This is a genomic window from Aquimarina sp. U1-2, assembly GCF_017897595.1.
Classification (GTDB): Bacteria; Bacteroidota; Bacteroidia; order Flavobacteriales; family Flavobacteriaceae; genus Aquimarina.
The window spans coordinates 32,864-45,171 of sequence record NZ_JAGKIK010000004.1 but is presented as its reverse complement, the minus strand read 5'-3'; the positions used below and the strand labels follow the sequence as shown (position 1 = coordinate 45,171).

Genomic DNA, 12,308 nt, shown 5'->3' with positions numbered 1-12,308 from the left:
TTTATAACTAATATACCTGCTCTAAAATAATCTTTAAGACATTGAAACTTTGATTAGGGAACGTATATGTATCTCTACAATAAAAAAATCTCAATTATTTATTAGTTATTTCTTCGGTATCAGAGTTTTCTGAAGCGAGTAATTCACCATCACCAGCGATAGCAAACCGATCTCTTTTCGAACCATATCCAAAATTTGAAGAACGTCTGTATTTTGTTTGAAAATCTGCGAATCTTTTTTTCTTAGTGTCTTTTTCTTGATTACTCATAACTTAGTTTTTTTAAATGGATTACCTGGTTAACCTTCCTTTTCTATCGAATTTATTACTTTTTTCAATTATAATCTACTTGTTTTTATGACTTTATATTTATTTTATGATCTCTGTAATCCAAAATCCTACAAAACTATGGTTAAACATATTAGCAAAAATTTTTAGAATTGAATATATGAACTCAATAGGATAAAATATGTAGGGAATTACCACGGAATCAAATTGAATTACCTGTTTGTTTAACTTAATTTAATTCAGCTTTTCACTCCATGATGAAACTCAATAAAAAATGATAAAATTCTTTAGTTTACCTATGCAGTTTTCATTTCAATTTTCAGAATACTATCCATGTAATATTTAAATATACTAATCGACATTCGTTTTAAAATATTATTTTGCAGTATGAAATGGTATCTATGTATTATTTTTATTGGTTTCTTCTATGGTTTTGGTCAACGTACATTTCCAGATGATGGTTATGTTTCTCGTGCCGGAAATTATGCCCTCATTAACGATTTTAAAAATTTAGATTTTGATAATGATTCATCCCGGGTAACTTTCAATTTTATAGAAGATAACACAACCGGAACCATTGGCGGACTAGATTTTAACATACAATTTAATCCCGAGGATCCAGATAACGCTTCTTTTGTAGGTAGTGCTCAAATTAAAACGTTAGATACTAATAATTTTTTGAGAGATGGTCATTTAATGTGGAAAAAATTCTTCTACAAGACTAAATATCCCAAAATCTTCTTCAATAGTACTCATGTGATAGCTTTTGGAAATCATGTGTTTAAAGTAATTGGTGATCTAACCATTAAAGGAATAAAAAATGAAATCATTATTACGTTTACGTTGAACGACAATGAGTTAACAGGAACTACTTCAATAAATACTAGTAATTTTGACATCCATATTCATGATGAACGTAAAAAAAATAAACTCGATATTCAATTTCATTTTCCTATTCTAAAGTAAATTACCTCGGGACATGCCCAACGTCATTAAGTTAAGAACTAATTCATTGCTATACAATGTAATGCACATGTTATAAAATGATTTGTTCTTACTTATATTATGTGAAGCCGAAAGGTCATTTTTAGGTTTATTGATCAGGTCCTAACTGTGCCCGATCAGACAGGCAAAAGTGAATGAATACTATTCAAAGTGAGTTCGATGTAAGAAAATTGCTTCAGTCTGAGACATCCAATAAAAATTTTATCCGATGGTTGAACTGACATTCGTTGTATCGACGGCTTCTACTTCCTCCTTTTGAAGGAGGATTGAGGAGGATGTTTTTAAAGAAACCCCCATCTTTATCCACCACCTGCAACTCGCCTACAACTAACGTTGTATCGTCCTCAGCTATAAGCCCCATGGGTATTGTACCCTTTAGCGGTGCCGATAAAACCAAATTCTCTAGAATGCTTACGTATAACGATTTTAAATTATCAGTACGAAAGCAAAATATTTTCCATGATGTGTTAAGGAGCATGAGATTTGCAAATTATGCGTGTCTGTATATAAGTGTGGAATACCGTTTTCGTCTTTTTTAAGTGAAATAACGCTAGTATTTCCTGTCTTTTGAAATATTATTTGCTCAAGCTGTTTCTTAAGGTCGACAGTTCCCGAAAACATTTCAGAATAGTAATGCGTAGCATTATACTGAGTTGCAATACTGTATACGTAGCGATTTGTATATGTAGTATGCACATCATAAGTCGATTTGTCTATACATACTTTATGAGCTGAAGTGCATTCAATTTTTGTAGGATTAAAAACTGGTTTTTTCGAAAAAGATCGTTGATGCGCCTTGTAGGCAGCCTCTTTCATGCTCCAGAATGTCCAAACCTGAAGATTTTGATCCTTAGCAGTATGGATCTTTTCTTGTTCAGCCGCTGTAAAAATCTTTTGTAACCAACCTTTTCTTTGCCAATTACTTTCTAAGTTAGCAAGCTGAAGATCAACAACATCATTGCCGATCATTTTGCTGCAAGTTTTCCTTCAATAACCTCAATTGACGCTTTTACAGTCAACATTTTCTCCATAGACTCATTATCGATCTCTATATCAAATTCGTCTTCTACATCTAAGACCACATCGACCAAATTCGCTGAATTGATTTCAAGATCCTGTATAAAATCAGTCTCTTCGCTCAAGTTATTAAGACCTTCTTCATTTTGAACATAAGGTGTAATGATTGTTTTTAATTTTAAGAGTAATTTTTCATTATTCATCGTAAATAGGCATTGCTTTAATATTTTTTAAAGATAACACATGCATTGACATCTCCAAATCCAAAACTTGCTTTTGCGATAATATTAGGAGAAGTATAAAGTGTTTTCAAAGGTACCTGACGGTTATCTATTAAAGCTTCAATTTTGGGATGCAGATCTTCACAATTCATATTGCCAAAAATAAATCCATCTCGAAGTTGTAATACAGTGGCAACACTTTCAATACTTCCAGAGGCTGCAAGACAATGTCCTACATGACTTTTTAATGAATTAATGTATGGAAAATCTGATTTTTTACGACCAAGAGCTTCACACCAATTATTGATCTCTACAGGATCTTTGGATGTAGCCGTAAGATGCCCGTTAATCGCATCAATATCATCTGCATGAATTTCTGCATGTTGTACAGCCTTTTTTATACATCGTTGTACGGCTTCGTTATTGGGTGCTGTCATGCTTCCTCCATTCTGTTGAGCGCCACAGTTAACATGTCCTCCTAAAATTTCGGCATAAATAGTGGCTTTGCGAGCCATAGCACTATCCAGACTTTCAATAACCAGAGCTCCTGCTCCACTTCCTGGTACAAAACCGCCGGCGCTGGCACTCATTGGTCGTGAAGCTTTGGTGGGATCATCATTATACTTGTACGGTAAAATTCGCATAGCGTCGAATCCCCCCCAAACATAGGGTCCGCTATCACTTGTACTACCTGCCAGAACTATTTCAGCTTGACTGTTTACAATTCGATCATATGCCATAAGAATAGCTTCGGTACCCGTGCTACACGCTGAAGAATTGGTGGTTACTACATTGCCACAGCCCAACATTCCGCTTAAAAAAGCACTAATACCACTAGCCATCGTTTGAAGTACCGTATTACTTCCTAATCGTCGTACATTACCTTGATCAACCTTGTAAATTGCTTCGCGAAACTTATCTACACCAAGAATTCCGGTACCAAAAATCACACCTGCATCCCACAAAGGTGTTTCAGATGGTATACGCGGTAGTCCAGCATCTAACCAGGCATCAATACCTGCCATAACTCCATATTCAAGACCTGATGCTTTTAAACCTCTTAATTGAATAGAGTTAAAGTAATTGTTTAAATAATCATCATCATATAACGGTAAACCTGCAATTTGACAAGAAAATTTTAGATCTTTAAGTTCTTCTATAAACCGAATACCACTATCTAAATTTTGTATAGCTTCTTTGAATTTTGAAACGCTAGTTCCATTTGGTGCCACTACTCCCAAACCTGTAACCACTACTCGCCTACGACTCATAAATTGCCTTATTAAATTGAGAGGATTAAGTACTTGAATAATTGAACAGTCATAATTTCTTCTGATTAGAAAATGCAATACCAGCTACTACTCCTTTGGCTACGATAACTTCTTTAGCATTACGCATAACCACGTTACATTTAAGTTTATTAAATCGAAAATATACTTTTTCAGCCTCTACTATTACTTTTTCACCAGGAAAAACAGGTGCGAAAAAATTAATTTCGTTACTGGTCATGGCTACACTCCATTGCGTTTCATCCCAGGCATCTCCAAGAAGGTATATTCCGAAGCAAGCCATACCAATTTGAGCCATACATTCTGTTAGAATTACTCCCGGAGTAATGGGATTGTTCTTAAAATGACCTTTGTAAAAGTACTCATCTTTTAAAAAGGTATAATTTCCAACGATATGATGATCATCAAGCGTTAGAATGTTATCGACAAACAAAAATGGTTTATCATACGGTAACTTTGCAATAATATCTGTTCTAATCAATTTGTTTTGTATTAAAATGCGTAGCCATCATCTATTAGATCGAAGAGCCAAGAATCAAGAATCAAGATAAAAGATAATTTAGTGTCTTTGGTTCTTAAAGCGAAGCGGTTTTAATCAAAATACACCAAAAGCGTTGCCTCAGCGTAATTTATCTAAGATGTTCCCCTCCATTAACGGGAATTGTACAACCGTTAATCCAGGATGCCTCTTCTCTACATAGTAAATATACTACATTCGCTACATCTTTAGCGGTTGTTAATCGATTAAATGGATTCCGTGCTATGCTATGAGCCATAATTTTTTCATGCCCGGGTATTAAACGTAAGGATTTTGTATCTACAGCACCAGGTTGCAAACAGTTTGCTCTGATACCGTAGGGTGCAAATTCTAAAGCTATACTTCTTGTAATCGCTTCAAGTGTTACTTTTGCAGCCGAAACAGCGGCATAGTTTTTCCATGCCTTGGTGTTACCCTCGCTAGTAAAAGAAATAATCCTCGCATCTGTAGCAAATAATTCTGCTTTAAATATTGCCTTCGTCCAATCATAGAGACTAACGGCCATGGCATCTATAGTAAGATGAAAATCATCATTTTTCAGCTCATATTTGGCATCGTTCATAGGTTTCAAATTACCTTTGGCAATACTATGGATCAACACTTTGATTTTACCGCTCGGACTGTTTTTATGTATTTGAGAAATAAGTTCTTGTCGTTTTTCAGGTTTTAGAAGATCTACGTTATACGTTTGTAATTGTACCTGGTGTTTTCTAATTTCTTCAAATTTTTTTTCTATTTGAGGCACTTCGCTTTTACGATCGCGATGAATAATGATAATATTCATACCATGCGCTGCTAATTTTTTTGCAGAAGCCAAACCCAAACCACTACTACCTCCTAATATAAGAGCCCAAACCTCTTCTCTATTGTTTTTTTCGTCTGTGGCATTCGCAAAATCTTTATATGTGTTCATGCGTTTAAAAAATTCATCACGATTAAATTAGTAACCGCTTGTTATAATCATCGACTACCATTCTAACACTATTCTCTGTGCAGAAAAACCTGGTCCAAAACTAAGCATAAGTCCGGTCTCACCTGGTGATGGGTGTCTATTCATAAAACGTTCCAGAACATACAAGACCGTTGCACTACTCATATTACCATACTCTAGTAATACCGCTTTGGTATCTTCAATATTCTTACCCAGGTGTAAAAAGAGTTCTTCTACGGTTTGAACAATCTTTTTACCCCCTGGGTGAAATATAAGATGATCAATGTCTTTGATTGTTTTTCCGTGTTTCTTTAAAAATGGGTGAATGATTTTTGGGAAATGTGCTGCGATTTTTGCCGGGACTTCTTGATCTAAAACCATTTGAAGACCACCATTCGTAAGACGAAAACCCATCATCGTAGTGGCATCATAGAAATGGTACATTTCATCCCCGAGAATCTTTGGTCCTTTAGCATCATCTTCAGAAGAAAGCAATGTACACGCCGCTCCGTCTCCAAAAATAGCAGCACTTACCATATTAGTCATACTGAAATCATTTAATTGAAAGGTAGCCGTTGGTGATTCAATTGCAATCACTGCAGCGCGCTTCCCTGGATTAGATTGTAAAAAATTTCGGGCATAGATAATCCCCGAAACTCCCGCTGCACAACCCATTTCTGTAACCGGTAGCCTAATAATGTCTTGTTTTAATCCCAATTCGTTAATCAGATAAGCATCGAGCGAGGGAATCATGATACCTGTGCAGCTTACTGTAATAATATAATCTAGAGATGTAGCCTCCCAACTTGCTTGTTCCAGCGCTTTTTTAAGGACTGCAGTACCCAGTTTTTTAACTTCTCGAATATAGATATCATTTTTTGCTTCAAAAGATGTAGCAGTAAATACTTCTTCGATACTCATAATTCCGTAGCGTTTGTGAACAGCTGCGTTTTCAAAAATTTTTAACACTTTACGCCTAAAACGATCTTCTTGACCCGATAACCATTGGGAAACGAAAGGTAATATTTCTTGAGTCTCTCTAACATATGGTGGCAATTCTTTTGCTACCGTCGTAATTCTAACCTCCAAATTTATATATTTTTAACTACATGCATCGGGTGTCAATAATCCAGCGATAACGAAAAGCCCATTTCCAGTCAATTCGGTATTTGGTTAACCCCAATGCTTGTGTGTATTGTATCAATTCTTCTTTTTTAAATCCTCTTTTAATAGAAATTAAACCATCATATTTCGCAATTTTTCCTGTTATAAAAAATAAACTGAATATTTTAAACAGATAATACGCAATTTTGCTTCTATGCAAATCATTAATGATGACTCCTGTACGCGCCAAAGTAACCGATTTTCTTAAAACATTTTCGATTTCTTTACATGAGAGATGATGTAGTGTTAATGTGCAAATAATCACATCACAATAAAATGATGAATTTTGAATATGCAAAAGATCTAATTTGGCATAGGATATTTCGGGATATGCCGTACTTTGCTTTTTTGCATAGGCTAAACTTTTTTCGTTCAAATCAACTCCTATTAATTTAACGTGTAGGTTTTTTTTTCGAAACGATTGTGCTAAGGCACGCAACATTTCTCCGTCGCCACATCCCAAATCCACAATGGTTATTTCTTCGCCAGTAGTCCTGCCTTTGATGAGTTCGTGAACTGCATTTATCGTAATTGTATTTCCTCCTAACATTCGATTAACTCTAGAGAGATCTTTTAAAGCTGTTTGCAACGCACTATCTTCTAGTTCTGGATTATCCATAAGTTCGGGCTCATTACTTCTATGGTCTAAGTTTACAGGCATACGATTGGTTCTCCATGTGTTTGTTTGATAATTTTTGGTACTATAGATGGTATGGCAGAGGCTGTAAAATAGGCGGCTGTTTGTAAATGTGTATTCAGTAGTGTTTTTTGTAAAATTCTTCCTGCATACAGCCTTTTCGAAAAAGAAAGATTCCATTGTTGCACATATAGATTTTCAATTTTCTTTCTTGCTTGCGCTACAATTGTACTGTTATTTTGAATGAGTAACTCACATATGATTTGTGAACTTTTAAGAGCCATAGCCATTCCGTTACCGCATAGAGGATGTATTAATCCGGCAGCATCTCCTAACATGATAATATGGTTTTGAATATTCTTTTTTTTATCAAAGTTAATTTGACTGATCGTAATTGGTTTATCAAAGATTAGTTCGGCTTCATTAAAAAAATCACATAAATATTGGTTTTTACTCATTACTTTTTGCTGAAAGGTTTCAATCGCTTTGTATTTCTTAAAACTATCGTAGCTCACTAAATAACAAGCATTCACTCTATTATTTTCTACTTTTGAAAGTCCGCAATATCCGCCTTCAAAATTATGCAAGGCTACCGTATTTTCGGGAAAATTCGCTTTGTAATGTGCTTTAACCGCGAGCCATGGCGATTTTTTAAAACTGAAATCTCTTTGCAAGGATTTATCGAGTATCGAGCGTTTACCATACGCACCCAAGACATAATCACTTTGCAGTACGATACCGGTGCTGGTCTTGATGGTAAATTGATCTTTTTTATAGTGCACCTCTATGACCTGATCATTAAGTAATTGTGCTCCGGTTTTTGCGGCTTGTTGCCATAAATAGTTGTCTAGAGTGTAACGACTCACTCCAAATCCGCCCAAAGGTAGTTTACTTTTTATCGTATGACCTTTTTGAGTACTGATTACAAATTCTGAAATTTTAACCGGATTCAAAATGTCTAGATCGATTTCTAAAAATTCAAAATACGATAGCGCTTCGTTAGAAATATACTCTCCGCAAACTTTGTGCCTGGGATAGGTGTCTTTTTCAATTAAAATGACCGAAATACCAGCTTTTGCCAGATGAATTGCAGCTGTTAAACCAGCTAAACCACCACCTATGATCACAATTTGTGTATGAGAAATCATAAGGGGAAGATACATAAATTTGAAGCATAAAAAAATCCCGATACGATTTATCGGGATTTTAAAATGTGTTAAAAAAACAATTATTGTTTTACTTGATTTTGTGCATCTCTTTTCATCTTTTCATTCGCGACAATACCAAGCTCTACTCTTCTGTTTTTAGCTCTTCCTTCTGCAGTTCCATTATCGTATTTTGGAAGCGTTTCACCATGTGCATACGTAGTTAATCTACTTCGACTAATGCCCTGCGATACAAGATACTCTGTAACCGCATTTGCTCTTTTTTGAGAAAGCGTCATATTATAGGCGTCATCACCTGTATTATCGGTATGCCCTTCTACGATGATATTGGTATCTGGATACTCTTTAAATATACCAGCCAGTTTATTAAGGTTAGCCTGTGATTTCGAATTGATATTTGATTTATTAGTAGCAAAATAAACCCCACTATTTTCGTCGAATACTACGTCAATTCCTTCGCCAACTCGAGTTACTTCTGCACCTGGTATTTCTGATTCAATCTTTTGGGCTTGTTTATCCATTTGCTTACCGATAACACCACCGGCAACTCCTCCTACTACACCACCAATAACAGCTCCTAAGGCAGAATTTTTCTTTTTAACATTATTACCGATGATTCCGCCGATTACTGCACCAGCCGCAGTACCAATTACTGCACCTTTTTGTGTATTATTTGCATTTCTTGTGGCTTCACAGCTGCATAAAAATGCTACAGCCATGAATGTAATTCCTATATTTTTAAAAACTTGTTTCATTGTTAATGGATTTGTGTTTATTGTAATTTATTAAAATTCATTGTAATAACAAAGGGCTTTCCTTCTAAACTTACCGTCATAGCCCAGGTCATTGTAGTATCATCAAGATGTTGTAAAGCCATTCTATAGCCTGCATTGTTATTGGTGCTCTTTTTCTTTTCATTGATGGGTTTGAACATGAAGTAATACATCCCGTCTGATTCTGGTTTAGGAATTGTAAATCTAAAATTACGTGCTCCTGTAGCAATACATTCACTTTTATTGATCATGTATTTTCCTGTATTGTTGTTAGGAATGAATTTCCAGGTACTACCTGTAAAACATTCTGCAGAAGCATCGTTGTATAAGTTAACATCAAAGATACCACTACGATCATAACTAATATTATCAAGAGACCACTCTCCTTTTAAAGTCTTTTTTGCTGCAATTACTGTTTGTTGCGCAGTATTACAAGAGGCTAGCACAATAACGGCCAGCAGTACTATTAGATTTTTCATTGTTGTTGGTTTACTAAATTAAAATTATTGTTGATAACGCTTCAAATTCTATAATATTTCTATTAAAACCGAATATTAGCGTAAAATAAATGAAATAAAATAGACGAAATACTTTTTTAAGAGTTCAATTGGAATTTATACTTTTTGCGCTATGGTATGGTCATGAAGATTTACCTTTTTTAAGTTTATCTTGCAAGTAAAATCATTCTATTTATGTATTTGAATTTTTTAAACATTTGTTATACAAAATTATAGCATCCTTAAAAGGCAATTTGTCTCATTTAAGAAAATTGTTATCTCTTATCCTTGCGCATTTCGATTAGGTATCCTGTATAACAAGAAAAGACCTATGACAAAAAATAAAATAAGAAATAAAATGGAATACCGTACACTTCCTGTTAGTTGAGCAATGATTCCGTAAGAAAACATCCCAATAACAATTCCAATCTTTTCTGAAACATCATAAAAACTGAAATAAGAGGCAGTATCAACTGCATTTTCAGGTAATAATTTTGAATATGTGGATCTGGATAGTGCTTGTATTCCTCCCATAACCAAGCCTACTATTGCCGCAGCAATATAAAATTGAAATGGGGTTGTAATCGTGTATGCGTATATGCATATACCGATCCAAATCATATTAATGGCAATTAAGGTTCGAATATTTCCAAATTTTGAAGAAGCTCTAGAGGTTAACGTTGCGCCTACTACCGCTACCAATTGAATCAAAAGTATACTTATAATTAAACCAGTAGTTGCATTTTGTTCACCCCAGTCTAATTCTTCAATCCCAAAATAGGTAGCAATAAGCATAATGGTTTGTACGGCCATACTGTACACAAAAAAAGCACTAAGATACCGTCGTAATTTCAGATTACTTTGTAGCTTGTTCCATATGGTCTTAAGTTCTTTAAAACCATTAAAAAGTACTGCTTTTGTGAGTACATCTTTTTTGTTTCCTTTGGGTAAATAATAATAGGTGTATTGACTGAATCCTATCCACCAAACTCCTACCATCACAAAGGATAGTCTAGTAGGTGTACCTTCATCTTCAAATCCAAACCATTCAAATTTCAAAATCATGATTAAATTAATGATCAGTAACAATACACTCCCAATATATCCCATCGAAAACCCTTTGGCACTAATGGCATCTTGTTGTTCTGGAAATGCTATATCAGGTAAATAGGAATTATAAAAAACCAAACTTGCCCAAAAACCTATAAGCGCTAAGAAATAACATAACAAACCAAACCATAGAAATTCTAAAGAAAACCAGTATAAACCTATGCATGACAATGCACCCAGGTAGCAGAAAAATTTCAGGAAATTTTTCTTATTTCCAACATAGTCGGCAATACCAGAAAGCAACGGACTAATACATGATACTACCAAAAATGCCAACGCGGTAACATAACTAATAAGAGAATCATTGTTAAAGTCATACCCAAAAAACCGAACGGTATCGCTTATAATGTGATCCTGATCGTCTCGAATAATCGTTAGTGCTCCCCAAAAAATAGGAAAGATTGCAGATGAGATGGTTAAATTGTATACAGAATTTGCCCAATCGTAAAAAGCCCAGGCATTAAGCAATTTTTTATGTCCTTTCGGAAGTGTTTTACTCATATAGTATTATTAAAATTGATTGTCCGTTATTATACCTGAAATTTAACTGAGAAGTCATCCTGAATTCATTTCAGGATCTCATTAAGTATATTTTCAGTACATTGAAATGAGAAGCTGAAACGAGTTCAGCTTGACGCAAACCGTTTAGATTAAATTACGGATATTCATTTATTAAAAAAGCTGCTCTGAAAAACTCAGAACAGCTTCTAAAATAGTTATAATCTTTTTAACAAATAGAAACTTTACAATTATTTAAAGCGCGTTACTCCAAATTTGCGTGCTTCCGCCTTTGCTGCGGGAGCCCATGCTGTAAGATTTCGGATGCGCGTATCACTAGATGGGTGTGTGCTTAGAAATTCTGGAGGTGCTTGCCCACCACTATTTGCTTTCATGCGTCTCCATAAGTTTGCCGCCTCATCAGGATCGTATCCCGCTATCGCCATTAACTGTAAACCGATACGATCGGCCTCGGTTTCATGACTTCTGCTAAACGGAAGCATTACTCCTAACTGAGTCCCCAAACCAAAAGCAGTACCAATAATTTGTTGGGTTTGTGCGCTTTTATTTTGTATCGCAACCGAAGTAGCCACGCCGGCAACCTGCTGCAATTGACCTGCACTCATTCTTTGCTGACCATGATTAGCGAGTGCATGAGCTACTTCATGACCCATGATGGTTGCTACTCCGGTTTCATCTTTAGCTATTGGCATGATCCCTGTGTAGAAGACAATTTTACCTCCTGGCATACACCAGGCGTTTACAGCATCATCCTGTACCAAAGTGTACTCCCATCTATAGTCTTTAAGATAACCTTGATATCCATTAGCATTTAGCCACCGTTCTGAAGCCTTTGCTATCTTTTGCCCAACATTGTTAATCATTTGAGCCTGAGAAGTACCTTTAATCACTTTATTTTGACTCAAAAATTGATCATATTGCTGAAATGCCATTGGTAAAATTTGTGAATTGGATACCAATGCCAATGTTTTTTTTCCGGTGAAAGGATTCGTTTTGCACGATGCAATACTACAAAGCACTATCACTAATCCTATTATTTTTTTATAGTTCATGATATCGTTTAATGAATTATTACGTCATAAAATTACGAAAATCACAACTGTATTTTAATAATATTGACTTTAAATTTGACTCAATCCATAAGTTCAATCTTAT

General features: G+C 35.1%; 14 protein-coding genes. 1 reads left to right on the top strand and 13 read right to left on the bottom strand.

What is annotated here, in order from left to right; translation table 11 throughout:
• Positions 1-94: 94 nt before the first annotated feature.
• On the bottom strand, positions 95-268 hold the full coding sequence (locus J8281_RS06950) for a hypothetical protein (protein WP_210196889.1): 174 nt from the start codon (positions 266-268) through the stop codon (positions 95-97).
• 405 nt (positions 269-673) lie between these two features.
• On the opposite strand from J8281_RS06950, the gene J8281_RS06945 reads away from it, so the two are divergent.
• On the top strand, positions 674-1,252 hold the full coding sequence (locus tag J8281_RS06945; protein WP_210196888.1) for a YceI family protein: 579 nt from the start codon (positions 674-676) through the stop codon (positions 1,250-1,252).
• Between the two features lie 465 nt (positions 1,253-1,717).
• Here J8281_RS06945 and J8281_RS06940 read toward each other — a convergent pair whose 3' ends face one another.
• From J8281_RS06940 to J8281_RS06885, 12 genes are all read right to left on the bottom strand, one after another.
• Positions 1,718-2,260: a 4'-phosphopantetheinyl transferase superfamily protein gene (locus J8281_RS06940; RefSeq protein WP_210196887.1), complete on the bottom strand. Its 543-nt coding sequence runs from the start codon at positions 2,258-2,260 to the stop codon at positions 1,718-1,720.
• Positions 2,257-2,511, bottom strand: coding sequence for a phosphopantetheine-binding protein (locus J8281_RS06935; protein WP_210196886.1), 255 nt, complete (start codon positions 2,509-2,511; stop codon positions 2,257-2,259). The genes J8281_RS06940 and J8281_RS06935 overlap by 4 nt, the downstream gene beginning before the upstream one ends.
• A gap of 17 nt (positions 2,512-2,528) precedes the next feature.
• Positions 2,529-3,800 carry a beta-ketoacyl synthase gene (locus tag J8281_RS06930; RefSeq protein ID WP_210196885.1) on the bottom strand — a complete coding sequence of 424 codons (1,272 nt, stop codon included), beginning with the start codon at positions 3,798-3,800 and terminating at the stop codon, positions 2,529-2,531.
• Positions 3,801-3,849: 49 nt separating this feature from the next.
• Positions 3,850-4,299: a 3-hydroxyacyl-ACP dehydratase FabZ family protein gene (locus J8281_RS06925; RefSeq protein ID WP_210196884.1), complete on the bottom strand. Its 450-nt coding sequence runs from the start codon at positions 4,297-4,299 to the stop codon at positions 3,850-3,852.
• A 148-nt stretch (positions 4,300-4,447) separates the two neighbouring features.
• Positions 4,448-5,269: an SDR family oxidoreductase gene (locus tag J8281_RS06920; RefSeq protein WP_210196883.1), complete on the bottom strand. Its 822-nt coding sequence runs from the start codon at positions 5,267-5,269 to the stop codon at positions 4,448-4,450.
• 54 nt (positions 5,270-5,323) lie between these two features.
• Positions 5,324-6,376 carry a type III polyketide synthase gene (locus J8281_RS06915; RefSeq protein ID WP_210196882.1) on the bottom strand — a complete coding sequence of 351 codons (1,053 nt, stop codon included), beginning with the start codon at positions 6,374-6,376 and terminating at the stop codon, positions 5,324-5,326.
• Positions 6,377-6,392: 16 nt separating this feature from the next.
• Entirely contained in the window at positions 6,393-7,112 is a 720-nt protein-coding gene (locus tag J8281_RS06910) for a methyltransferase domain-containing protein (RefSeq protein WP_210196881.1), read from the bottom strand.
• A complete protein-coding gene (locus J8281_RS06905) occupies positions 7,103-8,251 on the bottom strand; it encodes an NAD(P)/FAD-dependent oxidoreductase (RefSeq protein ID WP_246849019.1) in 1,149 nt (382 codons plus the stop codon). Before J8281_RS06905 ends, J8281_RS06910 begins: the two co-directional genes overlap by 10 nt.
• Before the next feature lie 65 nt (positions 8,252-8,316).
• Positions 8,317-9,009, bottom strand: a complete 693-nt coding sequence (locus J8281_RS06900) for an OmpA family protein (RefSeq protein ID WP_210196880.1) — start codon at positions 9,007-9,009, stop codon at positions 8,317-8,319.
• A gap of 17 nt (positions 9,010-9,026) precedes the next feature.
• Positions 9,027-9,506, bottom strand: a complete 480-nt coding sequence (locus J8281_RS06895; protein WP_210196879.1) for a lipocalin family protein — start codon at positions 9,504-9,506, stop codon at positions 9,027-9,029.
• Positions 9,507-9,806: 300 nt separating this feature from the next.
• Entirely contained in the window at positions 9,807-11,135 is a 1,329-nt protein-coding gene (locus tag J8281_RS06890) for an MFS transporter (protein ID WP_210196878.1), read from the bottom strand.
• Between the two features lie 248 nt (positions 11,136-11,383).
• The gene (locus J8281_RS06885) at positions 11,384-12,205 is read right to left on the bottom strand and encodes a M48 family metallopeptidase (protein WP_210196877.1); all 822 of its coding nucleotides are present in this window, start codon (positions 12,203-12,205) and stop codon (positions 11,384-11,386) included.
• Positions 12,206-12,308: the final 103 nt, after the last annotated feature.